The organism is Falsirhodobacter deserti (genome assembly GCF_004015795.1).
Taxonomy (GTDB): Bacteria; Pseudomonadota; Alphaproteobacteria; order Rhodobacterales; family Rhodobacteraceae; genus Falsirhodobacter; species Falsirhodobacter deserti.
In genome coordinates this window covers 385142-410346 of record NZ_ML137218.1, presented here as the reverse complement: position 1 = coordinate 410346, position 25205 = coordinate 385142, and the positions used below count along the sequence as shown (strand labels likewise).

Below are 25205 nucleotides of genomic sequence, written 5' to 3'. Positions count from 1 at the left end.
GCCGTGCAGGGTCATCCCGGCGGGCCGCTGGCGGTCAGCGCGCCGGGCCGGTAATTCGACGAGGAGGAGGGCAATATGTCATGGCGCGGTTATATGCAGCGCCGCCGCCACGGTCCAGTGCTTGCTGAATGCGGGATGCGGACGGTGCCGCATCCCGCAAGGCGTCATGCCAGCAGCTTCGCCGTCACGTCCAGCAAGCGGCGCGTCTGGTGGCCGATCGCGGCCTTCACGTCGTCGGTGAACGGCGCTCCCTGCGTGTGGGAATAGCCGTATGGGTTGCCGCCCGATTTCTGGATGGATTCATCGGTGAAGCCCGGGGGAACGATAACCGCGCCAAAGTGCATCAGCGTGGTGTACAGGCCCAGCGATGTCGCCTCTTGCCCGCCATGGGTGGACTGCGCCGAGGTCATCACGCTTGCGGGTTTGGCCAGCTTGCCCTGGAACCACAGCCCGCCCAGCGTGTCGATGAAGGCGCGCATCTGGCTGGACGCCGAGCCGAACCGCGTGGGGGTGGAAAAGAGATAGGCATCCGCCCATTCCATGTCGTCGGGCGTCGCGACGGGGATGTGTGCAGTCTTTTCAGCCTGCGCCTTCCATGCATCCTGGCTGTTCACCACAGCCTCGGGCGCCGTTTCGGCCGCCTTCAGCAGGCGCACCTCGGCGCCGGCAGCGCGGGCTGCCTCAACGGCGATCTCGGCCATCTGGTGGTTGGTGCCATAGGTGGAATAGTAGATGACGGCAAGTTTGGTCATCGGACCGCTCCTTTGTTGTTCGGGCGAAGTGTAGCCATCATCCCCCGCGCGCGATACCGCCAATACAAGCTATTTCTGTGCATCTATGCACGCACTGCCCGCCGCTTGCGGCAAGATGATCAAAACCCTAAGGTTTGATGCGAAGGCTGTAGCGGAACGGACGGATGGCAAAACATCACTGGCTTGGTGCGACACTGGCGCTGGCACTCGCTGCGCCCGCGTTCGCGCAGGACATCCAGACGAAGCAATACGATGACGGCTCGGTCTATGAAGGGACGTTCGTCAACGGGATGCAGCAGGGCCAGGGCACCTATCGCATGCCCAGCGGATTCGAATATTCCGGCCAGTGGGAACAGGGCCGCATCCAGGGCGACGGCACGGCCCGCTATCCCAACGGCTCGGTCTATGTCGGGCCGTTCGTGGACGGGCGGCCGCAGGGCCAGGGGAAGATCACCTTCGCCGACGGTTCGACCTATGAAGGCGAATGGCAGGCGGGGGAGCGGACGGGACAAGGTACCGCGACCTATGCCGAAGGCACGGTCTATGTCGGCAGTGTCACCAACGGGCAGCCCGACGGCCCCGGCCGCATCGAATCGCCCGATGGTTACGTCTATGACGGCAACTGGGAAGCGGGCCAGAAATCCGGAGAGGGAGAGATCACCTATCCCGGCGGCAGCATCTATCGCGGCACCCTTGCGGCGGGCGTTCCGTCCGGCACCGGCACCCTCACCACCCCCGAAGGCATGACGTTTGAAGGTACGTGGACCGAAGGGCGGATCGAAGGTGAAGGCAAGCTGACCCAGCCCGGCGGCGACACCTATGAAGGCAGCTTCGTTGACGGAATGCGTCAAGGTCAGGGCCTTGCCACCTATGCCAACGGCGATGTCTATGACGGCCTCTTCGTGCAGGACCTGCGGGAAGGCAAGGGCACCCTGACGCGCCCCGACGGATACCGCTATGAAGGTGACTGGCACGGGGGCCGGATGGAAGGTGAAGGCACCGTGACCTATCCCGACGGATCGGTTTATGCGGGCAGCTTCGTCGGCGGGCAACCGCAAGGGCGCGGCACGCTGACCTATGCCGATGGCGGAAGCTATGAAGGCGAATGGGCCGGCGGCGTGATGGAAGGTCGGGGCCGCATGGTTCAGGCCGACGGGACCGCGTATGAAGGCAGCTTCTCCGAAGGCCGGTATCACGGCACCGGCACCCTGACCCGCCCCGACGGATACCGCTATGAAGGCGAATGGTCCGAGGGGGAGCGTAACGGCACCGGAACGGCGACGTATGCCGATGGCACCACCTATGTCGGCAGCTTCGCGAACGGCCAGCGCGAAGGTCAGGGGGAACTGACGCGGCCCGACGGATACCATTATACCGGCGGATGGAAGGCAGGGCAGTTCGACGGGCAAGGCACCCTCACCTATGCCACGGGCGACCGGTATGAAGGCGGGTTCGCAAACAACCTGCCTTCGGGTGAAGGCACGATGACCTACAGCTCGGGCCAGACGGTCAGCGGCACGTGGGAAAACGGTACGCTGGCGCAGTAACCCTGCGACATTTGGTGCCGGAAACCGGTTCCGGCGTTGCGGCGTTCCCGCCGCGACGCCACCGGAGGAAGATCATGGACCGCACGTTTCTGACCGCGCTTGCCACCATCCTTGCCTTGCCCGCCTTTGCCCAGGAATCCCGCCAGCCCGCTGAAACCGCCCCGCCCAATGCGCCAAGCCAGACCCCTGCCTTCGAAGGGCAGACGCGGGCACCGCAACCCGAAAACCCCGTTCAGGTTTCCATTGAAACCGTGGCGGAAGGCCTGCCGCACCTTTGGGCGATGGAATTCCTGCCCGATGGGCGGATGCTTGTCACCGCCAAGGAAGGCGACATGCATATCCTGACGGATGGCAAAGCCGGCCCCGCAATCTCGGGCGTGCCCGAGGTGGACAGCGACGGCCAGGGCGGCCTTCTCGATGTGGCGCTGGGCAACGATTTCGAAACCAACGGCACGATCTTCTTCTCGTTCTCGGAACCCCGCGACGGGGGCAACGGCACCGCGCTGGCGCGCGCGCGGCTGGTCGAGGACGGCGACACCCCGCGGCTGGAGGATGTCCGCGTCATCTTCAGCCAGCAGCCGACCTATGACGGGGACAAGCATTTCGGCTCCCGCATCTCCATCGCGCCCGATGACGTGATCTGGCTGACGGTGGGCGAACGCTCGGACCGCGAGCCGCGCGTGCAGGCGCAGGATCCGTCCAGCCATTTCGGCAAGGTCATCCGCATCGATACCGAAGGAAATCCCGCCGAAGGCAATCCCTTCATCGACGTGGAAGGCGCTATGCCCGAGATCTGGAGCATCGGCCACCGCAACACCCAGTCGGCCGCGCTTGGCCCGGACGGGCAGTTCTGGATGATCGAGCATGGCCCCAAGGGCGGGGACGAGCTGAACCGCCCCGAAGCGGGCCTCAACTATGGCTGGCCCGAGGTGACCTATGGCATCGAATATTCCGGCGATCCGGTGGGGGACGGCATCACCCAATCGGCCCAGACGCAGCAACCGCTTTATTACTGGGATCCGGTGATCGCCCCTTCCGGCATGGCCTTCTATGACGGAGAGATGTTCCCCGACCTTCAGGGCGCGATCCTTGCGGGCGGGCTGGTCACGCAGGGCGTCGTGGTCCTGCACATGGACGGCGACGCCGTCACGCATGAGGAGCGTATTCCGCTGCAAGCGCGCATCCGCGATGTGCGTGTGGGGCCGGACGGCGCCATCTATGCCGTGACCGAACAGCGGGGCGGCGGCGACTCCTCGATCCTGCGCCTGACGCCCGGGGCCTGACGAATCGCTTGCCCGCCGTCCCGGCAGCGGGCAAGCCTGACCGCATGATCGAACACCATATCCTGTCCAATGGCGCGCTGTGCTGCATCGAAGGGGTACCGCAGTCGATTCAGGGCGTGCTCTGGATCGACATGTGCAACCCGACCCGCTGGGAAGAGCGCCTGATCGAGGAACTGGCCGGCGTTGCCGTTCCCACCCGTGCCGAGATGACGGAGATCGAGGACAGCTCGCGCCTTTACATCGACGGCAAGGCGATGGTCATGACCATCGCCGTGATCGAAGGCGTGGTGGATGGCCGTCCCCGCCGCACGCAGGTCACCTTCGTGCTGCTGCCCGATTTGCTGATCACCGTTCGCTATGCCAACCCCCTGCCCCTGCGCACCATTGCCGCGCGCGTGCAGCGGCATCCGGGCGAATCGGATAATGCGCCCCGCCTGATGGCCACCATTCTGGAAGCCTTCGTCGAACGCATCGCCGATGTACTGGAACAGGTTTCGGCAGATCTGAACGCCATTTCCGACACCGTGTTCTTCGAGGACAGCGACGAGCCGCTGGAACAGGACCTGCGCAAACTTCTGCGCCAGCTGGGCCGCAAGAACCGCACCCTGTCGATCCTGCGTGAAAGCCTGCTGTCCTTCGACCGTCTTTTGCCGTTCATGCGCGTGGCAACCGGAGGCAAGACTGCCAAGATGCAGGACGACGATATGCCCCAGCTTGCCCGCCTTTCGGCCAAGGGCGCGATGCGGCTGAAGGCGATCGAGCGCGACCTGCGATCCCTTTCCGCCTATGAAACCCAGATCGAGCAGGAGCTGACATTCCTGCATTCGGCCACCATCGGCCTGATCGGGGTGGAGCAGAACCAGATCATCAAGGTGCTGTCCGTGGCCACCGCCCTGTTCCTGCCGCCAACGCTGGTCGGCACAGTTTATGGCATGAACTTCGACAACATGCCCGAACTTGGCTGGCAATACGGCTATCCGCTGGCACTGGGGGCCATGGTGCTTTCGGCGCTGCTGCCATGGTGGTGGTTCCGCCGCCGGAAGTGGCTTTAGGACAGATTTCCTGCCCTTTATTTGCGGTTGCCATGCAATCCGCGGCGTTTATAGTTCGGTTCATGGTACGGGACCAACATATCATCCTTCGGGGCGTCGCCCCCTGCTGCACCCGCAGCCTTCTTCTTCTTACGCGCCTCTGAGCGTGCCCTTGGGCGCGACCGCTCAGAGGTGACCAGCGCCCGCCCAACGCTCAAGAAGGAAGAAGCACATGACGAATACCCAGGACCGCGTTTTCATTTTCGACACCACCCTGCGCGATGGCGAACAATCGCCCGGCGCCACGATGACCCATGCCGAAAAGCTGGACATCGCCGCCATGCTGGACGAGATGGGCGTGGACATCATCGAGGCCGGTTTCCCCATCGCCTCGGAAGGCGACTTCGAGGCGGTTTCGGCCATTGCCAAGCAATCGAAGAACTCGGTCATCTGCGGCCTGTCGCGCGCGAACTTCAAGGATATCGACCGCTGCTGGGAAGCTGTGAAGCATGCGGCCCGTCCGCGCATCCACACCTTCATCGGCACCTCTCCGCTGCACCGCGCCATTCCCAACCTGGACAAGGACCAGATGGCAGAGAGGATCCACGATACCGTGACCCATGCCCGCAACCTGTGCGACAACGTGCAATGGTCACCCATGGATGCAACGCGCACGGAACACGACTATCTCTGCCGCGTGGTAGAGATCGCGATCAAGGCCGGGGCCACCACGATCAACATCCCTGATACCGTCGGCTATACCGCGCCGCGAGAATCGGCAGACCTGATCCGCATGCTGCTGGAACGCGTGCCGGGTGCGGACGAGATTATCTTCGCCACCCACTGCCACAACGATCTGGGCATGGCGACGGCCAACTCTCTTGCCGCTGTCGAAGCGGGGGCGCGCCAGATCGAATGCACCATCAATGGCCTGGGTGAGCGTGCGGGCAACACCGCGCTGGAAGAGGTCGTGATGGCGCTGAAGGTGCGCAATGACATCATGCCCTATCGCACCGGCGTGGATTCGACACGGCTGACCGCGATCAGCCGCAAGGTTGCCACGGTTTCCGGATTCCCCGTCCAGTTCAACAAGGCCATCGTTGGCAAGAACGCGTTTGCCCATGAATCCGGCATCCATCAGGACGGCATGCTGAAGAACGCCGAAACGTTCGAGATCATGCGCCCCGCCGATGTGGGCCTGACGGAAACCTCGCTCGTGATGGGAAAGCATTCGGGCCGCGCGGCGCTGCGGTCCAAGCTGAAGGATCTGGGATACGAGGTTGCCGACAACCAGCTGGCCGATATCTTCGTACGTTTCAAGGCGCTGGCCGACCGCAAGAAAGAGATCTACGACGAGGATCTGCTGGCGCTGGTGCAGGAAGCCGGCACGCAGGCCGCCTATGACGGGCTGCAGATCAAGCGCCTGCGCGTGGTTTGCGGCACCGAGGGCCCGCAGGAGGCGCAGCTGACGCTGACCGTCGATGGCGAGGACAAGACCGCGGAAGCCACGGGCGACGGCCCGGTGGATGCGGCCTTCAACGCGGTGAACATGCTGGTGGATCACACCGCCACGCTGGCGCTGTATCAGGTGCAGGCGATCACCGAAGGCACCGATGCGCAGGCCACCGTCACCGTCCGGCTGGAGGAGGACGGAAAGATCGCGACCGGCCATGCTGCCGACACCGATACCGTCGTCGCTTCGGCCCGCGCTTATGTGAACGCGCTGAACCGGCTGATCCTGCGCCGCCAGAAAACGGCGCCGGGGCACGACACGAAGGCCGTAAGCTACCGCGACGCCGGCTGATCCCCGCTGATTATTACGTGAAGGGGCAAAGCGGAGCCTTTCGCTTTGCCCTTTGGCTTTTTATAAGAAGCCGCCCGCGCACCGCACGACTCGGGTATCAGGGACATCAGACAGGAACGGCTTCATATGGCATTGGCGGGTATCTTTTCGTCGGACATGGCTATCGACCTCGGCACGGCGAACACGCTGGTCTATGTGAAAGGACGGGGGATCATCCTGAACGAACCTTCCGTCGTCGCCTATCACGTCAAGGACGGCAAGCGGCAGGTTCTGGCCGTGGGCGAGGATGCAAAGCTGATGCTGGGCCGGACCCCCGGTTCCATCGAGGCGATCCGCCCGATGCGCGACGGCGTCATCGCCGATTTCGACACCGCGGAAGAAATGATCAAGCATTTCATCCGCAAGGTTCACAAGCGGACCACCTTTTCCAAGCCCAAGATCATCGTCTGCGTGCCCTATGGCGCGACGCCCGTCGAAAAGCGGGCAATCCGCCAGTCGGTTCTTTCGGCAGGCGCACGCCGCGCTGGCTTGATCGCCGAACCTATCGCGGCGGCCATCGGTGCGGGCATGCCCATCACCGAGCCCACCGGCAACATGGTGGTCGATATCGGCGGCGGCACGACCGAAGTTGCGGTACTGAGCCTTGGGGACATCGTTTATGCCCGCTCCATTCGCGTGGGTGGCGACCGGATGGACGAATCCATCATCTCCTACCTGCGCCGCCAGCAGAACCTGCTGATCGGCGACGCCACTGCCGAAAGGATCAAGACCTCCATCGGGACGGCCCGCATGCCCGATGACGGGCGCGGCACGTCCATGCTGATCCGCGGCCGCGACCTGCTGAACGGCGTCCCGAAAGAGGTGGAGATCAACCAGGCGCAGGTTGCCGAGGCGCTGATCGAACCTGTCCAGTCCATCTGCGATGCGGTCATGCAGGCGCTGGAGGCCACGCCCCCCGACCTTGCCGCCGACATCGTGGATCGCGGCGTGATGCTGACGGGAGGCGGGGCGCTGCTGGGCGATCTGGATCTGGCCTTGCGCGAACAGACCGGGCTGTCCATCTCGGTCGCGAACGAGCCGCTGAACTGCGTGGCGCTTGGCACCGGCAAGGCACTGGAATACCAGAAGCAGCTTCGCCACGTCATCGACTACGAAACCTGAGCCTGAACCGAGGATACCGTGGCAAGGGATACCGGACATGACCAGTTCACCCGCCCCCTGCGACGCATCCTTGTCGGCGGGCTGGTCCTGCTTTTGCTGACGATCTTCATGTTCTGGCGGATCGACAGCGTGCGCGTCGAACAGCTTCGCGCCGCGCTGGTCGATCGTTTCGTGCCCAGTTTCGACTGGGCGATGACGCCTGTGACGAAGATCGCCAACATGGTCGATGATGCGCAATCCTATGTCCGCATCTATGAACAGAACCAGGAACTGCGGCGCGAGTTGCAGCAGATGCGCGCCTGGAAGGAAGCCGCGCTTCAGCTGGAACAACAGAACGCCAAGCTGCTGGATCTGAACCAGGTGCGGCTGGATCCCGAACTGACGCATGTGACGGGCAAGGTTCTGGCCGACAGCGGATCTCCCTTCCGCCAGTCGGTGCTGCTGAACGTGGGCAGCCGCGACGGAATCCGCGACGGCTGGGCCACGATGGACGGGGTCGGCCTTGTGGGCCGCATCTCGGGCGTGGGAAACCAGACCAGCCGCGTGATCCTGCTGACCGATTCCAGCAGCCGCATTCCGGTGATGGTCCAGCCTTCGGGGCAACGGGCCATTCTTTCGGGCGACAACACCGGCACCCCGGTGCTGGAGTTTCTGGAAAAGCCCGATCTGGTGCGGCCGGGCGATCGTGTTGTCACTTCGGGTGACGGATCGGTGTTTCCTTCGGATCTTCTGGTGGGCGAGGTTGCCCAGCGGCCCGACCGCCGCCTGCGCGTGCGCCTTGCCGCCGATTATGCAAGGCTGGAATTCCTGCGCGTGCTGCGGATGGGCGAACGCCCCGTCCCCACCGATCCGGGAGAGTTGATCACCCCGCCGCTTCCCGTCACGCCCGAACTTCCGCCCCTTGTTTCGCAGGCCGCACCATGACCGGGTCGGGCCGGACGGGGCGCTGGATCCACCGGCTTGCCTTTGTCCTGATCGCGCTGGTGCTGATCCTCGTGCGCCTGATGCCGCTGGGCAGGGAGGCGGACAGCTGGCCGGGGCCGGACCTGCTGCTTTGCGTGACGCTGGCATGGACGCTTCGGCGCCCTGACACGATGCGGGCATGGCTGATTGCCATCGTGGTACTGGCAGAGGATGTGCTTCTGATGCGCCCGCCGGGGCTTTGGGCCGCAATCTCGGTGCTGGCGACGGAATTCCTGCGCCGCCGCGTCGCCTTTGCGCGCGAATCCAACTTCCTTAGCGAATGGCTGGTGGCCGCGGGGCTGATATTCGGGATGGAACTGGCCTACCGTTTCGTGTTCGCGATGGCCTTTCTTCCGCAGGTCACCTTGGGGTATGCGATGATGGGCGTGGCGGCCACGATCGCGTCCTATCCGCTGGTTGTTCTGGTGACGACCGTGGTCTTTGGCCTGCACAAGCCCGCAACCGGCGAAATCGACGCATTGGGGAGACGGATGTGAAACGCATCGCCCACCGCGACAGTGACGACACCACCCGCCGCACCACCCGGCGCGCGCTGATCCTTGGCGGGGCAATGTCCGCCGTGGCGGCGGTGCTTGGGGCGCGCATGCGATACATGCAGGTGGACGAAGCCGACCAGTACCGCATGCTGGCCGAGGAAAACCGTGTCTCCATCCGTCTGATTCCGCCGCATCGCGGCCAGATCTTCGATCGCAACGGCCGGCTGATCGCGGGTAACGAACAGAATTACCGCATCACCATCACGCGCGAGGATGCGGGCGATGTCTCCGACGTGCTGCATCGGCTGCAGCGGGTGATTCCCCTGACCGATGCCGATATCGCCCGGGTGGAGGATGAGGCGAAGAAGCGCAGCGCCTTCGTTCCCCTTGTCGTGGCAGACCGTATCAGCTGGGATGACATGTCGCGCGTGGCAGTGAACGCGCCCTCGCTGCCCGGCGTCACGCCCGAGGTGGGCCAGTCGCGCATCTATCCATTCGATGCCGATTTTGCACATGTCGTCGGCTATGTCGGTCCCGTGTCCGAACGCGATCTGGCAAAACAGGAAACACCGGACCCGCTGCTTCAGATTCCGCAGTTCCAGATCGGAAAGGTCGGGCTGGAAACGTGGATGGAGGACACCCTTCGCGGCGAGGCAGGCACCAAGCGGATCGAGGTGAACGCCGTAGGCCGCGTCATGCGTGAGCTGGGCCGCGTGGAAGGCCAGCCGGGCGCCGACCTGACCCTGACAATCGATGCCGAGGTGCAGAATTTCGTGCAGGCGCGTCTGGGCTCCGAAAGCGCGGCGGTCGTGGCGATGGATGTCACGAATGGCGATCTGCTGGCCATTTCCTCTACCCCGTCCTTTGATCCGAACCTTTTCGTGCGCGGCATCTCCTATGGCGATTATGCCGCGCTGACGGGGAACGACCACCGCCCGCTGGCCAACAAGACCGTGTCGGGGGCTTATCCGCCCGGATCGACGTTCAAGATGGTCACTGCCCTTGCCGCGCTGGAGGCGGGGGTGATCGATGCCGAAACCCGCGTTTACTGCCCCGGCTATTACGAGGTTGCGGGCCGGCGCTTTCACTGCTGGTCGCGGGGCGGCCACGGCCACCTCGCGCTGGACGAGGCGCTTGGCCGCAGCTGCGACGTCTATTTCTATGACGTGTCGCAGCGCGTGGGGATCGACAAGATCGCCGACATGGGCCGCCGCCTTGGGCTGGGCCAGCGTCACGACCTGCCGATGTCGGCCATTGTGGAAGGCGTGATGCCCGACAAGGCATGGAAAGCGGCAAGCTATGGACAGGAATGGCGCGTGGGCGACACGATCAACGCCTCTATCGGGCAGGGATATGTTCTGACCTCGCCGCTTCAGCTTGCGGTGATGACGGCGCGGCTGGCCTCGGGGCGCGCGGTGGCGCCGCGGCTGGTGAAGGCCATCGGCGGGCAGGACGTGCCCGAGACTGAGGCTCCGCCTCTGGATGTCGATCCGCGCCTCCTGCGGCAGGTCCGCCAAGGCATGCATACCGTGTCGAACACTTTCGGGATGACGGGTTATTCCAATCGCATCGTTGACCCGGCGCTGACAATGGCCGGCAAGTCCGGCACCTCGCAGGTGCGCAACATCACTGCGGCCGAACGTGCACGTGGCGTGATCAGCAACGACCAGCTGCCGTGGAACCGGCGCGACCATGCCCTGTTCGTGGGCTTTGCCCCCTATGATAATCCCCGCGTGGCCGTTTCCTGCGTGGTGGAACATGGCGGCGGCGGATCGACCGTGGCCGCCCCGATTCTGCGAGACGTGCTGCTGCGCATCCTGACGGGGGGCACGCCGCCCTTGTCCGCCTATCCCGCCAGCCAGCGCGCCCGCATCGAAACCGCCTTGTCGGAGCTGCCTTTGCGCCAGTTCGACACCTTGGCCAGCGCCACCGGCACCAGGGGACGGGCATGAGCTTTCTGGAATACCGCATTCAGGCCGTTCCCTCGGGTCTGCGGAAGATCCTGTATCTGAACTGGCCGCTGGTGCTGCTGCTGACAACGGTTTGCGCCGTCGGCTGGCTGATGCTTTACTCCGTCGCGGGGGGCACCCTGTCCACATGGGCAGAACCGCAGATGAAGCGGTTCGCCGTCGGCCTGACGGTAATGCTGATCGTGGCGATGATCCCCATCTGGTTCTGGCGCAACATTTCGGGCGTGGCGTATCTGCTGTCCATCGGGCTTCTGGTGGCAGTGGATATCATGGGCCATGTGGGCATGGGGGCGCAGCGCTGGCTGAACCTCGGCTTCATCATGCTGCAACCGTCCGAGTTGATGAAGATCGCGCTGGTGATGATGCTGGCCGCCTATTACGACTGGCTGGACCCGCGAAAGGTCTCGCGCCCCATATGGGTGCTGATCCCGGTCATCCTGATCCTTGTGCCGGTGGCGCTGGTGATGGTGCAGCCCGATCTCGGCACCGGCATCCTGTTGATGGGCGGTGGCGCAGTGGTGATGTTCTGCGCGGGGGTCAGCTGGATCTATTTCGCCGTCGTCATCGGCGCGGGCACGGGGCTGGTCACGCTGGTCCTGATGTCGCGGGGCACCCCTTGGCAGCTTTTGCGCGATTACCAGTTCAGGCGGATCGACATCTTCCTTGATCCGGCATCCGACCCACTTGGCGCGGGCTATCACATCACGCAGGCCAAGATCGCCCTCGGTTCTGGCGGATGGACAGGGCGCGGCTTCATGCAGGGCACGCAGAGCCGGCTGAACTTCCTGCCGGAAAAGCACACCGACTTCATCTTCACCTCACTTGCCGAGGAATTCGGCTTTGTTGGCGCCTGTTCGCTTCTGGTGCTTTACGTCCTTATCATCGCCTTCTGCATTTCGTCGGCCATCCAGATGAGGGACCGCTTCTCGGCGCTGGTCACTCTGGGTATTGCGGCCTCGTTCTTTTTCCTGTTCGCAGTGAACATGCTGATGGTGATGGGGCTGGCGCCGGTCGTGGGCGTGCCGCTGCCGCTGGTCAGCTATGGCGGGTCGGCCATGATGGTGTTGCTGACGGCCTTCGGCATCGTGCAAAGCGCCCATGTTCACCGCGCCCGCTGATGATATCAAGAACCCAAAAGGCAAGGGGGACATGATGAAGGAACTGTTTCGGGTGCTGGTCGCGGCCCTTGTGGTGGCGGCCTCGCCGGTTGCGGCGCAGGATGCGGACGTTGTAAACGTGGGGGCGGTGACGAACCTGCCCTTGCCGCGCTTTGTCACGCTGAAAACCGAAGAAGGGAATGCCCGCCGCGGCCCCGGCCTGACGCACCGGATCGACTGGGTGTTCAAGCGCGACGGCATGCCGCTTATGATCACTGCCGAACATGGCCACTGGCGGCGGGTCGAGGATTCCGAGGGCGCGGGCGGCTGGGTGCATTACGCGCTGCTTTCCGGTTCGCGCAGCGCCCTTGTCACCGCCGACATGGCCGATCTTCATGCCGATCCGTCAGAAGATGCGCCCGTGGTGCTGAAGGCCGAAAAGGACGTGATCGGAAGCCTGCTGGCCTGCACGATGCATTGGTGCGACCTGCGCATCCAAGGGGATGAGGGCTGGGTCCGCAAGGCCGATATCTGGGGTGTCGGGACGGACGAGGTCCTGAATTAGGAAAGGCAAGGCGATGACCGACGCCAAGCGGATGACGATGCGCGCCGGCTTCGCCTCGATCGGGGTGGCGGGGACGCTGGTTGCCTTGAAGCTGTGGGCAGTTGCCGCGACGGGGGCACTGTCGGTTGCGGCCTCGCTGGCCGACAGCGCGATGGATCTGATGATCTCCATTGCTGCGATGACGGCCATCCTTTATGCTCAGCGCCCCGCCGACGAGGATCACCCTTTCGGCCATTCCTCGGTCGAGGATATCGTCGCGCTTGGGCAGGCCGTGTTCATCCTCATTTCGGCCGGTGTCATTGCCGTGGCCGCCGTGATGCGCCTGCTGGCCCATGATACCGCGCAGCTGCATCAGGAAACGCAGGGCGTCGCGGTCATGGTCATCTCCATCGTGCTGACGCTGGGGCTGGTCTGGTGGCAGGGGCGCGTGGCGCGGGCAACGGGCAATCGCGTGATCGCCGCCGACCGGCTGCATTACATGGGCGATCTGATCCCTGCCATCGGGGCCATCATCTCGCTTCTGGCGGCGGGGCCGCTGGGGCTGCCGCAGATCGACAGCGTGGTGGCGCTGGCGGCGGCGGTGATGATGGCGCTTGGCGCAGTCGGAATCGGGCGGGCAGCATTCGATGCGCTGATGGACCGTCAGGCCGATCCGGCGCTGCTGGACGGCATTGCCACCCTTGCCCGCCACTGGCCCGGCGTGCGCGGTTTTCACGACCTGAAATCCCGCACCGCCGGCAGCCGCGTCTTCATCAACCTGCATATCGAACTGGATGGCGACCTGCCCCTGCGCGAGGCGCACGATATCGGCGCCGGCCTGAAGCGAACCATCACCCTCGCCTATCCGCAGGCAGAGGTGATCATCCACAAGGACGTGGCTGATTAACCCGCACTGATCGCCGCCGCGATGATCGCGGGCACGCGTGCATCAAGGCCCACGGGATCCAGCCGCGGGCCGGTGAAGCCCGCCTCGTCCAGTGCTGTGGGAAGATCCTCGATCACATGCCCTCCACGCGCGGCAAAGAAAGGCAGGCAGGCTGCATCGGGCATCGTCGCCGCCACCTCGGCGATCTGGGGGGATTGGTCGATGAAGGCCGCTTTCGCGGGAAGCCCCGTTTCCGACGTGATCCGCGCGGCCATGTCATGGGCGATCTGCGACGGGGCCGTGCTGCGGAATGATCCATGCGCCGCGAGCAGCACGGGCCGCCCAACCGCCCGCGCCAGATGCACCGTCAGCGCGGCGATGGCAGGATCGGTGCCAAAGGGCGGAAGGATGCGCCAACCCTCGCCCCCGGCATCGGCCAGCCGCTTGGGCAGGTGGGTGCGCGTGAACCACCCTTCCGCCATGAACAGCGGATAGATTACCCCCACCCCTTCGCAAACAGCCTGCGCCAGGGCCTCCGGCTCGGCCAGCGTGGCGGAACGGATGGTCCAACCCGGCAGATGCAGTTGCACCTTCGCGGCAAGGGCCGCGATTTCCCGCGCGGCGGGTTCGGGATCAGAGGGTTGGCCATGGGCGACGATGACGGCATGTTTCATGGCCCCACCATGCCGCAGAGTTTTCCGCTGATCCAGATGTGCCATTGCGGCAACAGGCCGCGATTGACGTTACGATTTTTTTAACGGATTTGCGAACGAAACGTGTAACTTTGATGACGGAAGGTTAGGTACCATTCTTCGACAGGAGATTACGATGCATCCCACCTTCGCCGCCATTGCCCGAACCGCAACCCTGCTGACGCTGGGTTATCTGGTCGCCTCGGCGGCACTCGTGCATGATCTGGACCTGTTCTTCCACGAAGGCCACGGGGTCGAGCAAGCTTCGGTCGGCCTGCTGGTGGGGGCGATCATCCTGTGGTTCTGGCTGGCGGGCGAATATCGCTGGCGCGAATGGCAGTTGCCCGCAGCCCTTGCGCTGATGCTGGCGCGGGAACTGGATTTCGACAAGCAGTTCACCGATAGCGGCCTGCTGAAGCTGACCACCTATACCCGCGACGGCACGCTTGAAACCAAGGTGTTCGGGGGCCTTGCGATCCTGTTCACGCTTTGGGTCGGCCTGCGTATCCTGCGGCGCAACCTGCCGCTTTGGTGGTCGCGCCTGCGTCAGGGTGCGCCGGATGCATGGATGCTGGCCATTGCGATGGTTTGCGGGGTTCTGGCCAAAACGCTGGACGGGCTGGGCCGCAAGCTGCTGGATTTCGACGTCCACCTGCCCGCCTTCTATGACATGCTCTCGGGCCGGTTGGAGGAGGTTCTGGAGGGCGTCTGCTATTGGCTGATCGTGCTGGCAATCGCACGTCTGGTAGTACCGTCGGTCCGGCACGAGGCTGGTCTGGCTGCCGTTCCCGCGGAATAAGCGGTGCCCCCGAAGGGGCACCTCGGCAGGTCAAAGCACCTCGGTGTCGCGCCTTGCAACGCGCAGGTTGTTCTGAACATGCTGCACGCCTGATACCATCTCGGCGCAATCCTCTGCACGGCGCTTCTGTTCACGTGAACGGACGGTGCCGGTCAGCGTCACCTCGGCATCCGTTACCTTCACCTCGATATCCGAAGCGTCCACCCAACGGTCATCGGCCAGCCGGTCGCTGACATCGTCAAGTATGCGCGCGTCAGAGCGGACGTAACCGCGAGGGCCCTTGCCACGGTGATCCTCGTCGCGTCGGGCCTGTGCATCATCGTCGCCCAGCCATGACGCCACCTGGTCCGAGGCGCGGTCGAAGAACCCGCGCTCGTGATCATCCCTGCGATAGCCGGATGACCCGTGGCGCTCGTAACGGTCACCTGCGGCATAGGGATCGTAATCCCGTCGCGCGTTGCGGTTGCTGAAATCGTCGCTGGGACGTTCCCCGCGATAAGGCGTGTCATAGGCAAGGCGCCCGAAACCGGCCATCCGCCCCTCCCCGACCCAGTTGTCGGAGCGGGCGCGTCGGTCCTCGCGCTCCTCTTCACTGAAGGGATTGCGGTCGCGATAACGATCGTCAGACATGGAAGTCCTCCTTTCATCCGTTCAGCGGGTCAACATGCGGGACAGGCCGATGTTCCGCCCTAGGTTTTACCGGATGGAACGACTGCCGCATGAATGGTTCGCCCGCCCTGCCCCCGAAGTTGCCCGCGACCTGATCGGCGCGAGGCTTTTGGTGCGCGGCATCGGCGGCCTTATCACCGAAACCGAAGCCTATACGGCCGACGATCCCGCCTCGCACAGCTTTCGCGGTCCAACCCAGCGAAACGCTTCGATGTTCGGGCCGGCGGGGCTGGCTTACGTTTATCGCTCCTACGGGATCCACTGGTGCCTGAACGTCGTATGCCAGCCCGGAAGCGCTGTGCTGATCCGCGCGCTGGAGCCGCTTTGGGGACTGGATGAGATGGCGGCGCGGCGCGGCACCGATGATCCGCGCCGGTTCTGCAGCGGGCCCGGCTGCATCGGGCAGGCGCTGGCGCTTGGCCCGCAGGATGACGGCACTGACCTGCTGCACATCCTGCGCGGCCCCGCTGTTGAGATCGCAACTGGCCCGCGCATCGGCATCACCCGCGGGATCGATGTGCCGTGGCGGTTCGGCGCCAAGGGTTCGCGCTTTCTCAGCCGGCCGTTTGGGGAACCCTGACGGGGTTGACCGGTTTGTTCAGGATAGGAGGACATCATGACCGACCAGCTTCAAGCCGTTGGCGTTCCCGTTCCCGGCGATACGCCCCCCATGGAACCGCCGCCCACACCGGGCCCCGACCATTATCCCGATCCCATGCCCGATCCGCCACTGATCCCGCCTGCAGAAGATCCGGACCTGCCCAACCCCGGCGAGATCACTCCGCCCATCCACGGCTGACGGAGGCGCCAATGCCTGCAAAATCGCAAGCCCAGCAGAAAGCTGCGGGCGCTGCCCTTTCCGCCAAGCGGGGAGAGACTGCGAAATCCGACCTGAAGGGCGCATCCCGCAGCATGGAGAAGTCCATGACCAAGGATCAGCTGGAGGATCTGGCCCACACGAAACGCAAGGGAAAACCCGAACACGCGGGCAAGTCCTAATCCTCCAGCAGCGCCAGCAGGCGCCGTTCATCTGAACGAAGGGCGCTGTCGCCGGTATCCGGCAGCGCCTCCATCAACTCCAGCCTTTCGGCCACAGGCATGTCGGCAAGGCCAAGGACCTTCGGGTGGATATAGGATTTGCGCGCAATGGTGGGCGTGTTCGTCAGCGCCTCCGATGCGGCTTCGGCCATCATCTTCACGGTCAGCTTGCCCCCTTCGGCACGCGCTGTGGTGAAGGCCGCAAGCGATCCGCCCCATGTGCGGAAGGTCTTGGCCGAGGCGCCCACGACGCCAGAAGCATCTGCGATGTAATCGTTCAGGTGGTGCGAGGAGACGGGATGCACCTTCCCTTCATCATCGATCCACGTGAACAGGTGCCGCCCCGGCAGATCGCCGATCTGGTGCATGATGCGGTGCAGCCGCTTGTCGCGCAGAACGCGGTTCACGCGCTTGCCGCCCTTCGCCTGGAACTTCAGCCTGACGGTGCCTTCCGACAGGCTGAGGTGCCGCGTCAGCAGCGTGGTGGCCCCGAAGGTGCGGTTTTCCAGCATATAGGCGGGCGTGCCTGCACGGATATAGGCGCGGTCGATCAGCATGACCATCGCGGCAAGGCTGAAGGACAGATCGCCGGCCTCCCCCTTCAGGTCACGATCCAGCCGGCGGCGCAACCGGCCCAGCGCGGCGCCGAAGGCGGGAAGGTTGCCGTATTTCTGTTCGGCCCGCCATTCGGCCCAGTTCAGATGGTAACGGTATTGCTTGCGGCCCCGCGCGTCGATCCCGGTGGCCTGCAGATGCCCGTTTGGCAAGGGGCAGATCCACACATCGCGATAGGCTGGCGGAACGGCAAGTTTCAGGCAGCGGCTCCGCTCATCCCCCGAAAGCTTCGTGCCATCGGGGCCGATGAAGCAGAACCCTTTGCCCACCTTTCGCCGCCGGATTCCAGGCATGGAATCTTCGACATAGACCAGCCCCGTGGGGAGCGAGAGATCGTTCAGCATGGGCAGGCTCCTTCACGCGGGGATCAACCGGGAAGGTGCGCACCGGTTCCACAAACGGGGCAGTCCGCGCGGCGGCGCGTGGCGATGGTGCGATTATCGGCAAACAGCGCATCATGGATCATGAGGCGGTTGCGAAGTGTCTGGCCCGCCCCCGTCAGATGCTTCACCGCCTCTGCCGCCATCATCGCGCCAAGGATGCCGGGCAGCGGGCCGGCCACCCCCGCCTCGGCGCAAGTCGGGACAAGGTGGGGCGCAGGGGCCGCCGGAAAAACGCAGGCATAACAGGCAGCGCCATCACCAAAAAGGCCGATCTGCCCTTCCCACTGCGTCAGCGCCGCAGAAACCAGCGGAACCCCTGCGCGCACGGCCAGACGGTTCACTGCATAGCGGGTGGCAAAACTGTCGCTGCCATCCAGAACAAGATCATGCGCGGCCACAAGATCCGCGTCGGCGTCGGTCAGGTGCCGCTCCACCGCGGTTGCAACGACATGGGGGTTCAGCGCCCGCATCCTTTGCGCGGCAGAGGTTGCCTTGTTCGCGCCAACGCTTTGGGTATCGTGGACGATCTGACGCTGAAGGTTCGTCAGATCCACCACGTCGCCATCCATGACGGTGATCTGCCCGACCCCCGCAGCCGCCAGATACATCAGCGCCGGCGCGCCAAGACCGCCTGCCCCGATCATCAGCACCCGCGCTTGTGCAAGCTTCCGCTGGCCGGTGCCGCCGATTTCCCGCAGCAGGATGTGCCGGCTGTAGCGGTGAAGCTCGTCCGGGGTCATCCGGTGGATCCGAACCCTCCGGCGCCGCGTGCGGTGCTGCCCGAATGTTCGTCCACGATCCGCAATTCGGGGCGGATGACGGGAACGAACATCAGTTGCGCCACGCGCTCGCCGGGCTCGACCACGATCGGCTCTCCCTGCGGGTTGCGGTTCCACAGGCTGATCATGATGCCGCCCGTGTAATCGGAATCGATCAGACCCACGAGGTTGCCCAGAACCAGGCCGCGCTTGTGGCCCGCACCCGAACGGGGCAGCACCAGTGCCGCGATCCGGTCCGTGTCCATGAACAATGCGATGCCGGCAGGAACCAGAACCGCCGGTGCGCCAGCCTCGATCCGCAGGGGGGCATCAAGGCAGGCGAAAAGATCGACGGCCGCCGCGCCTTCCGTTTGATAGGCGGGCAGACCCCAGTCATGCACCCGCGCATCCAGCACCTTCACCTCGACCATCGGCGTCATCATCGTCCCTTTCCTGTTCATGGCAGGGTGATAGGGGCAGCGAAAGCCAAGAACAACCTATTGCGGCAGAACGGGCGCGCCGGTTGCCATTTCGTTCGTGACGGCCACATCAAGCGCAAAATCCGCGGCGCTGCCCGAACGGGTGACAACGATGGCGTAATCCCCGCTTTTCGGCAGCACAGCGGAAAACGCGGTTCCCACACGCCCGCCGATGAACGAAGCCGCCTGCTCCCCCGGCGGGAAGATGGCGAAGGCAGTGGACTGGTCCGGCGCATCCAGCGTCAGGCTCAGCGTCTGGCCTTCCTGCGCGTTCAGAAGGTAACGCATCTCGGCGCCGTCACCGGCCTGTCCGGCGACTTGGGTGGTCGTTGCGCCATCGGGCAAGGCGATCCGGTCCTGCGCAAGGGCAGCAAAAGGAAGAAGGGCAAAGGCAAGGGCAAGGCGCAGCATGATCATCTCCTGTTTTCAGGAAACGGTGGCGGGGGCGGAGGGGTTCCCCAACGCCTCGGCCACGGCAACGGCAAGACGGCGCGCCACCTGATCCTTGGCCATGCGCGGCCATGTTTCCGCCCCATCCTGCCGGATGATGGTGACCGCGTTTTCCGTCCCCCCCATAATGCCCGTTGCAGGCGAGACATCGTTGGCAACGATCCAGTCGCACCCCTTGCGCAGGCGCTTGGCGGTGGCATTGGTGATCACGTCATCGGTTTCGGCGGCGAAGCCCACCACCAGCGCAGGGCGATCCGGCAGATGCGAAACCATGGCAAGGATGTCAGGGTTCTCGGCGAATTCCAGCGCCATGCCGCCTTTGGTTTTCTTCAGCTTGGATGCGCCGGCATTGGCGACGTGCCAATCGGCCACGGCCGCTGCGAAGATGGCTGCATCCGCAGGAAGCGCGGCCTGAACCGCCGCCAGCATGTCCCGCGCCGTTTGCACGCGCACCACATCTGCGCCTTCGGGGGGCGGAACCTCCGCCGGGCCGGTCACGAAGGTGATACGGGCCCCAAGGGCGATCAGTGCACGGGCAATGGCCGTTCCCTGCGCGCCCGAGGAGCGGTTCGCGATATAGCGCACCGGATCGATAGGTTCATGCGTCGGGCCGGAGGTTACGAGGATATGCTTTCCGGCCAGCGGCCCGGCACGGAAATGCGCCTCCACCGCGGCGACGATTTCCAGCGGTTCGGACATGCGGCCCGGACCGTATTCGCCGCAGGCCATCGACCCGTCATTCGGGCCCACGAAGGCAATGCCGTCGCCGCGAAGGGTGGCGATGTTGCGGCGGGTGGCCGGATGGTCCCACATCCGCACGTTCATCGCCGGGGCAACCAGCACGGGCGTATCGGTGGCCAGCAGCAACGTAGAGGCAAGATCATCCGCCCGCCCTGCCGCCATGCGCGCCATCAGATCCGCCGTCGCAGGTGCAACCACGATCAGGTCGGCAGAACGGGAAAGCTGGATATGGCCCATCTCCGCCTCGTCCGTCAGGTCGAACAGGTCACGATAGACCTTGGAACCTGCCAATGCGGAAACAGCCAGCGGCGTGACGAACTGACTGCCCGAGGCTGTAAGAACGGGGGTGACCGCCGCGCCGCGTTCGCGAAGGCGCCGGATCAGGTCCAGCGCCTTGTAAGCGGCGATACCGCCGCCGATCACCAGAAGAATGCGTTTTCCCTGAAGCATGTCGCCCTCCGTTCCCGCCAGACATAGGCGGGGGGCAAGGGCAACTCAACGTCAAAGGAAGTGGTGAACCTCGCGGCTTTGCGTCTCGAGGCTGCGACGCATCTTGGTGAAGGCGGCAGCTTCCAGCTGGCGAACACGCTCCTTGGAAAGGCCCAGCTCCTCGCCCAGCGACTCCAGCGTGCGGGGGGCATCGCGCAGCTTCCGCTCGGTCACGATGAAGCGCTCGCGCGGGTTGAGCCCCTGGATCGCACTGATCAGCCAGCCGCGAAGGCATTCGGCGTCGTGGGCGCCTTCCACCTGCTCGGCCGCCTGAGCGGCTTCATCTTCCAACGCATCGATCCACTCACGGCCTTCCTCGTCCGAGGATTGGGTGGCGTTCAGCGAAAAATCCGTGCCCGATAGGCGGCCTTCCATCATCTCCACATCCGCCAGCGGAACACCGACCTCAGTCGCGATCATGTGGCGCAGCTGGTGCCCGTCAAGGGTTTCGCCCCGTGCCTCTGCCTCCCGCTCCAGCTTTGCCTGAACGCGCCGCATGTTGAAGAACAGCGCCTTCTGGCTGGAGGTGGAACCGGTGCGCACCATCGACCAGTTGCGCATCACGTAATCCTGGATCGACGCCTTGATCCACCACACGGCATAGGTGGAAAAGCGCACGCCGCGATCGGGATCGAACTTGTCGGCAGCCTTCATCAGGCCGAGGCTTGCCTCCTGAATCAGGTCGTTCATCGGCGCGCCATAGCGGCGGAACTTGGCCGCCATCGAAATCGCCAAACGCATATAGGCGGTGATCAGGCGGTGAAGGGCTTGTTCATCCCGCTGGTCGCGCCACGCATAGGCAAGGCGCAATTCGGTTTCCGCGTCCAGCAACTCGGCTTTCATTGCACGGCGGGACATGGTCTGGTCGCTGAAGGCGTCAAGCGGCATGTGGAAGGCTCCCTCTTACTGTCCGTGGGTCCCTTGACCCGAGGCATTTCCGCCCCACTTTCCATCGTGGCGCGGCACCTGTGTTCGGATGTGCAACGGCGAAGCCTGCGCACTAGTTCCGGAAAAAGTTGCTTCAAGGCGATTTTTTACATCCGCGACATATTGCTGATGGCCTGCCGGATTAACCTTTCATCAACCGGCCAAGGCTAACGCTTCCTTAACCAAGGGGGCAGCATGGTCACACGGGCCTATACCGTCGCATTCGAAGGGGTGGAGGCCCGGTTGGTGGAAGTGCAGTGCGCCGTATCCCCCGGCCTTCCGGCCTTTGCCATCGTCGGCCTGCCCGACAAGGCTGTCAGCGAGGCGAAGGAAAGGATCCGGGCGGCACTGGATGCCATGTCCATCGCCCTGCCTTCGCGGCGGATCGCCATCAACCTTGCCCCTGCCGATCTGCCCAAGGAAGGATCGCATTTCGATCTGCCCATCGCGCTGGCCCTGCTGGCCGCCATGGATATCCTGCCGAAGGACGAGGTGGAGGGCACGGTATCGCTGGGCGAATTGTCGCTGGACGGGCGGCTGATGCCGGTGGTTGGGGCGCTGCCGGCCGCGATGGCGGCGGCCGAGGCGGATCGCGCGCTGGTCTGCCCGCGCGCCTGCGGGCCGGAAGCGGCATGGGTGGGCGCGACCGAGGTTCTGGCGGCATCCTCGCTTCTGGACGTGGTGCATCATTTCACCGGAAAATCCCACCTCCGTCCTGTGGAAGCGGGGGAAGCCCCTGCACCCGAAACCCGGCGCGACTTCCGCGACGTGAAGGGGCAGGAACGGGCCAAGCGCGCACTGGAAATTGCGGCGGCAGGGCGGCACCACATGCTGATGGTGGGCACGCCCGGTTCCGGCAAGTCCATGCTTGCCGCGCGTTTGCCCGGCATCCTGCCGCCCCTTTCGGCGGTCGAGGCGCTTGAAACCTCTACCATCCATTCGGTTGCCGGCCTGCTGGAAGGCGGCATCCGGCGCGAACGCCCGTTCCGCGCGCCGCACCACACTGCCTCGGCCACCGCCATCACGGGGGGTGGGCGCGCGGCAAAACCGGGAGAGTTGAGCCTTGCCCATAACGGTGTGCTGTTTCTTGACGAATTCCCCGAATTTCCGCGTCAGGTTCTGGAAACCCTGCGCCAGCCGATCGAGACGGGGGAAATCATGGTCTCCCGCGCCAGCGCGCATATCCGCTATCCCTGCCGGTTCCTGCTGGTTGCTGCGGCCAACCCGTGCCGCTGCGGATACATGTCCGATCCGGCGCGTGCCTGCGCTCGCGTGCCGGTTTGCGGGGAAGATTATCTGGGCCGCATCTCTGGCCCGCTGATGGACCGGTTCGACATCCGGCTGGATGTTCCCGCCGTCGGGTGGAGCGACCTGGACGGCCCGGCCACGGGCGAAAGCTCGGCCACCATCGCGCAGCGGGTGGCAAGCGCGCGGCACGTGCAGGCGCAGCGCTTCGCCAGCCACGGCATACGCACCAATGCCGAAGCCGAAGGCGCACTGCTGGACGAGGTTGCAACACCCGACGATCAGGGTCGCGCCTTGCTGGGACGGGTTGCCGAACGTTTCGGCCTGTCGGCGCGCGGATATCACCGCATTCTGCGTGTTGCCCGTACGATTGCCGATCTGGATGGAAGCGAAACCGTCCGGCAGCCCCATGTGGCCGAGGCGGTGGGCTACCGGCTTGCGGGTGCAAAGCCCATGGCAGCCTGAATATTCGCCACGATCACTTCCAGCGGCTGGTCGATGTCGATTGTCAGAGACTGTTCGTCTGGTTCGGGCGGCTGAAGATCGGCAAACTGTCTGGCCAGATCCGCTGGCATGGACGGGCTCGGTCGTCCGTGCATCCGGCGCGCGATAACGGCAGGCGCGCCCGTCAGGTGAACAAAGGCGATGGGTCCGGCAATACTGCGCAGCAGATCGCGATAGCTGCGTTTGAGGGTCGAACACCCGGCAATCAGCGGCGGATTGGAAAGCGCGTTGCCCACGCGCACCAGCCAAGGCCAGCAATCCTCATCCCCAAGAGGGACGCCTTCCGCCATGCGCTGCAGCGCCCGGCCCGTATGCATTGCGTCGCCGTCCAGATACCGCAGGCCGGTTGCACGCGACAGGGCGCGGCCAATCGTGGTTTTTCCCGTGCCCGGGACGCCCATCAGGACGATGCGTGAATATCCGTGTTCCATCCCCTTGAAATAGGGCGCACGCCCCGCTTCGCCATCCGCCTTGCATCTTCCGCATGACGCACATGCACAAAGGGGCGTGGTGGCGGAAGGGTGCAGACACTATCTGTCAACCGTGAAGGAGAGATCACCATGACAGCCACCACGCCCGCCAAGCCCGACGCCGGCACCGCCGCACTGGACTATTACCGCCGCGAAGCCGAAAAAACCGCCAAAACGCCCGCACCCTCTGATCTGGACCAGATGTTCGGGTATTACGCAGCCTGATGCCGGTGCTGCTGATCCTTGGCCTGATCGCGTTCTTCGTGCTGTCCTGGCTGTGGCACCGCAGCCGCACGTTGACGCGCGACTGCCGCTGGCGAGAGGATCGCAGCCGCGCACCCGAGGGCCGGTCCTTTTTCCGCTGCGCAAGCTGCGGAGCGGAAACGGACCTGCCACGGGGCAAACAGCCCAAGCACTGCCTTCGTCAGCAGTAACGCTCCACGAAGGCAAGCTGGTGATCGCCATACCGGTCGCCCCATGCGAAGCCGGAAGGCAGAATGCGGTCGATTTCGGCCAGATCCTCCGGCGTCAATTCCACCCCCGTCCATTCGCCCAGATGTTCGGCCGTTCGCGTGCCGGGGATCGGGATGATGTGATCGCCCTGCGCCAGCACCCAAGCCAGCGCCGTGGCGGCCACGTTCCAGCCGCGCTGGCGGCAGAAGTCGCGGAACGGCGCCACCGCTGCAAGATTGGCCGACAGGTTGGGTTCCACAAAGCGCGGGTTGGTGTGGCGGAAATCGTCCCCCGACCGGAAATCCTCGCGCCGTATCGGTCGGTTGCCGAACATCCCGCGCCCCAGCGGCGAAAAGGCGACAAAGGCGATCCCCAACTCGTTGCAGGTGCGCAGCAGGCCCAGTTCCGGCAGGCGGGTCCAAAGCGAATATTCGTTCTGCACTGCCGTCAGCGGGCAAAGGGCGTGGGCCTGACGTACGGTGGCGGGCGAAACCTCTGACAGGCCCCAGCCGCCGATGCGCCCTTCCTCGATCAGGCGCGACATCGTGCCGGCGAGTTCGTCGATCGGCACGCCCGGATCGCGCCGATGGATGTAATAAAGATCCACATGATCGCGCTGCAGCCGGCGAAGCGACTCCTCAAGGCAGGCGCGGATATAGGGTTCGGAATTATCCACGCTGCGGGGCGGCCCGCTGACAATCCCGCATTTGGTGGCCAGCACGATATCCTTGCGGCCCCACTTGCCGATCACCTTTTCCGAGATGCCAAGCCCGTAGATGTTTGCGGTGTCGATCAGCGTGATCCCCGCATCATGGGCCGCATCCAGCGCGCGAAGCGATGTCGCCTCGTCCGTGGCGCCGAACATGCCGCCAAAGCTCATTGCGCCCAAGCCGATCTCGCCCACCTGCGCGGTGCCAAGCTGCCTTTGTTTCATCGCCTGTCCTTTCCGAAGATGCGG

General features: G+C 64.6%; 29 protein-coding genes. 18 read left to right on the top strand and 11 right to left on the bottom strand.

The features are described 5' to 3' along the window. Positions 1 to 164: 164 nt before the first annotated feature. The gene (gene wrbA / locus JX25_RS02095) at positions 165 to 752 is read right to left on the bottom strand and encodes an NAD(P)H:quinone oxidoreductase (RefSeq protein WP_128253466.1); all 588 of its coding nucleotides are present in this window, start codon (positions 750 to 752) and stop codon (positions 165 to 167) included. A 164-nt stretch (positions 753 to 916) separates the two neighbouring features. Between wrbA and JX25_RS02090 the strand changes: the two genes are divergently transcribed. The 11 genes from JX25_RS02090 to JX25_RS02040 all read left to right on the top strand — a co-directional run bounded on the left by JX25_RS02090 (position 917) and on the right by JX25_RS02040 (position 13556). Next, positions 917 to 2299, top strand: coding sequence for an MORN repeat-containing protein (locus JX25_RS02090; RefSeq protein ID WP_128253465.1), 1383 nt, complete (start codon positions 917 to 919; stop codon positions 2297 to 2299). Positions 2300 to 2373: 74 nt separating this feature from the next. Beyond that, on the top strand, positions 2374 to 3582 hold the full coding sequence (locus JX25_RS02085) for a PQQ-dependent sugar dehydrogenase (protein ID WP_128253464.1): 1209 nt from the start codon (positions 2374 to 2376) through the stop codon (positions 3580 to 3582). Positions 3583 to 3626: 44 nt separating this feature from the next. Next, on the top strand, positions 3627 to 4634 hold the full coding sequence (locus JX25_RS02080; protein WP_128253463.1) for a magnesium transporter CorA family protein: 1008 nt from the start codon (positions 3627 to 3629) through the stop codon (positions 4632 to 4634). Between the two features lie 211 nt (positions 4635 to 4845). Beyond that, positions 4846 to 6417 (top strand): 2-isopropylmalate synthase, encoded by a 1572-nt coding sequence (locus JX25_RS02075; RefSeq protein WP_128253462.1) that lies wholly within the window; start codon positions 4846 to 4848, stop codon positions 6415 to 6417. A 126-nt stretch (positions 6418 to 6543) separates the two neighbouring features. Further along, positions 6544 to 7578: a rod shape-determining protein gene (locus JX25_RS02070; protein WP_128253461.1), complete on the top strand. Its 1035-nt coding sequence runs from the start codon at positions 6544 to 6546 to the stop codon at positions 7576 to 7578. 18 nt (positions 7579 to 7596) lie between these two features. Further along, positions 7597 to 8502 (top strand): rod shape-determining protein MreC, encoded by a 906-nt coding sequence (gene mreC, locus JX25_RS02065; protein WP_128253460.1) that lies wholly within the window; start codon positions 7597 to 7599, stop codon positions 8500 to 8502. After that, positions 8499 to 9038, top strand: a complete 540-nt coding sequence (locus JX25_RS02060; RefSeq protein WP_128253459.1) for a rod shape-determining protein MreD — start codon at positions 8499 to 8501, stop codon at positions 9036 to 9038. Before mreC ends, JX25_RS02060 begins: the two co-directional genes overlap by 4 nt. Further along, a complete protein-coding gene (gene mrdA, locus JX25_RS02055; RefSeq protein ID WP_164876032.1) occupies positions 9035 to 10990 on the top strand; it encodes a penicillin-binding protein 2 in 1956 nt (651 codons plus the stop codon). The genes JX25_RS02060 and mrdA overlap by 4 nt, the downstream gene beginning before the upstream one ends. Continuing rightward, the gene (gene rodA, locus JX25_RS02050) at positions 10987 to 12126 is read left to right on the top strand and encodes a rod shape-determining protein RodA (RefSeq protein ID WP_128253458.1); all 1140 of its coding nucleotides are present in this window, start codon (positions 10987 to 10989) and stop codon (positions 12124 to 12126) included. Before mrdA ends, rodA begins: the two co-directional genes overlap by 4 nt. Before the next feature lie 34 nt (positions 12127 to 12160). Next, entirely contained in the window at positions 12161 to 12670 is a 510-nt protein-coding gene (locus JX25_RS02045) for an SH3 domain-containing protein (RefSeq protein WP_128253457.1), read from the top strand. A 13-nt stretch (positions 12671 to 12683) separates the two neighbouring features. After that, positions 12684 to 13556, top strand: a complete 873-nt coding sequence (locus JX25_RS02040) for a cation diffusion facilitator family transporter (protein ID WP_128253456.1) — start codon at positions 12684 to 12686, stop codon at positions 13554 to 13556. Here JX25_RS02040 and JX25_RS02035 read toward each other — a convergent pair. Beyond that, a complete protein-coding gene (locus JX25_RS02035) occupies positions 13553 to 14209 on the bottom strand; it encodes a sirohydrochlorin chelatase (RefSeq protein WP_128253455.1) in 657 nt (218 codons plus the stop codon). The two genes, JX25_RS02040 and JX25_RS02035, sit on opposite strands and share 4 nt — an antisense overlap. Before the next feature lie 154 nt (positions 14210 to 14363). On the opposite strand from JX25_RS02035, the gene JX25_RS02030 reads away from it, so the two are divergent. Continuing rightward, a complete protein-coding gene (locus JX25_RS02030) occupies positions 14364 to 15026 on the top strand; it encodes a hypothetical protein (RefSeq protein ID WP_128253454.1) in 663 nt (220 codons plus the stop codon). A gap of 30 nt (positions 15027 to 15056) precedes the next feature. Here JX25_RS02030 and JX25_RS02025 read toward each other — a convergent pair whose 3' ends face one another. Beyond that, on the bottom strand, positions 15057 to 15656 hold the full coding sequence (locus tag JX25_RS02025; protein WP_128253453.1) for a BON domain-containing protein: 600 nt from the start codon (positions 15654 to 15656) through the stop codon (positions 15057 to 15059). A gap of 73 nt (positions 15657 to 15729) precedes the next feature. Here JX25_RS02025 and JX25_RS02020 point away from each other — a divergent pair, with 73 nt between their 5' ends. Genes JX25_RS02020 through JX25_RS02010 form a run of 3 tightly spaced genes read left to right on the top strand, consistent with a single transcriptional unit; the run spans position 15730 to position 16694 of the window. After that, positions 15730 to 16275, top strand: a complete 546-nt coding sequence (locus JX25_RS02020; RefSeq protein ID WP_128255143.1) for a DNA-3-methyladenine glycosylase — start codon at positions 15730 to 15732, stop codon at positions 16273 to 16275. A gap of 36 nt (positions 16276 to 16311) precedes the next feature. Continuing rightward, a complete protein-coding gene (locus JX25_RS02015; RefSeq protein WP_128253452.1) occupies positions 16312 to 16494 on the top strand; it encodes a hypothetical protein in 183 nt (60 codons plus the stop codon). An 11-nt stretch (positions 16495 to 16505) separates the two neighbouring features. Further along, on the top strand, positions 16506 to 16694 hold the full coding sequence (locus tag JX25_RS02010) for a DUF3008 family protein (RefSeq protein ID WP_128253451.1): 189 nt from the start codon (positions 16506 to 16508) through the stop codon (positions 16692 to 16694). On the opposite strand, the gene JX25_RS02005 is transcribed toward JX25_RS02010, so the two are convergent. The 6 genes from JX25_RS02005 to JX25_RS01980 are packed head-to-tail and all read right to left on the bottom strand — an operon-like array spanning position 16691 to position 21536. Continuing rightward, positions 16691 to 17692 carry a DNA topoisomerase IB gene (locus JX25_RS02005; RefSeq protein ID WP_128253450.1) on the bottom strand — a complete coding sequence of 334 codons (1002 nt, stop codon included), beginning with the start codon at positions 17690 to 17692 and terminating at the stop codon, positions 16691 to 16693. The genes JX25_RS02010 and JX25_RS02005 overlap by 4 nt on opposite strands. Before the next feature lie 23 nt (positions 17693 to 17715). Continuing rightward, positions 17716 to 18471, bottom strand: a complete 756-nt coding sequence (locus JX25_RS02000) for a HesA/MoeB/ThiF family protein (RefSeq protein ID WP_128253449.1) — start codon at positions 18469 to 18471, stop codon at positions 17716 to 17718. Next, a complete protein-coding gene (dut, locus tag JX25_RS01995) occupies positions 18468 to 18932 on the bottom strand; it encodes a dUTP diphosphatase (protein WP_338323016.1) in 465 nt (154 codons plus the stop codon). Before dut ends, JX25_RS02000 begins: the two co-directional genes overlap by 4 nt. A 54-nt stretch (positions 18933 to 18986) precedes the next feature. Beyond that, positions 18987 to 19379 (bottom strand): hypothetical protein, encoded by a 393-nt coding sequence (locus tag JX25_RS01990; RefSeq protein WP_128253448.1) that lies wholly within the window; start codon positions 19377 to 19379, stop codon positions 18987 to 18989. Between the two features lie 15 nt (positions 19380 to 19394). Then, positions 19395 to 20609: a bifunctional phosphopantothenoylcysteine decarboxylase/phosphopantothenate--cysteine ligase CoaBC gene (gene coaBC, locus JX25_RS01985; protein ID WP_128253447.1), complete on the bottom strand. Its 1215-nt coding sequence runs from the start codon at positions 20607 to 20609 to the stop codon at positions 19395 to 19397. Positions 20610 to 20660: 51 nt separating this feature from the next. Further along, a complete protein-coding gene (locus JX25_RS01980) occupies positions 20661 to 21536 on the bottom strand; it encodes an RNA polymerase factor sigma-32 (protein WP_128253446.1) in 876 nt (291 codons plus the stop codon). Between the two features lie 234 nt (positions 21537 to 21770). Between JX25_RS01980 and JX25_RS01975 the strand changes: the two genes are divergently transcribed. Continuing rightward, the gene (locus tag JX25_RS01975) at positions 21771 to 23285 is read left to right on the top strand and encodes a YifB family Mg chelatase-like AAA ATPase (protein WP_128253445.1); all 1515 of its coding nucleotides are present in this window, start codon (positions 21771 to 21773) and stop codon (positions 23283 to 23285) included. Here JX25_RS01975 and JX25_RS01970 read toward each other — a convergent pair. After that, positions 23249 to 23755 carry a gluconokinase gene (locus tag JX25_RS01970; protein WP_206611508.1) on the bottom strand — a complete coding sequence of 169 codons (507 nt, stop codon included), beginning with the start codon at positions 23753 to 23755 and terminating at the stop codon, positions 23249 to 23251. The two genes, JX25_RS01975 and JX25_RS01970, sit on opposite strands and share 37 nt — an antisense overlap. 129 nt (positions 23756 to 23884) lie before the next feature. Here JX25_RS01970 and JX25_RS15230 point away from each other — a divergent pair, with 129 nt between their 5' ends. Together JX25_RS15230 and JX25_RS01965 are read left to right on the top strand one after the other, a co-directional pair. Continuing rightward, a complete protein-coding gene (locus tag JX25_RS15230) occupies positions 23885 to 24019 on the top strand; it encodes a hypothetical protein (protein WP_277750064.1) in 135 nt (44 codons plus the stop codon). Further along, complete coding sequence (locus tag JX25_RS01965) at positions 24019 to 24228, top strand: hypothetical protein (RefSeq protein WP_128253444.1); 210 nt, start codon at positions 24019 to 24021, stop codon at positions 24226 to 24228. The genes JX25_RS15230 and JX25_RS01965 overlap by 1 nt, the downstream gene beginning before the upstream one ends. Here the strand turns inward: JX25_RS01965 and JX25_RS01960 are convergent. Continuing rightward, entirely contained in the window at positions 24219 to 25181 is a 963-nt protein-coding gene (locus JX25_RS01960; RefSeq protein WP_128253443.1) for an aldo/keto reductase, read from the bottom strand. The genes JX25_RS01965 and JX25_RS01960 overlap by 10 nt on opposite strands. Positions 25182 to 25205 lie beyond the last annotated feature (24 nt).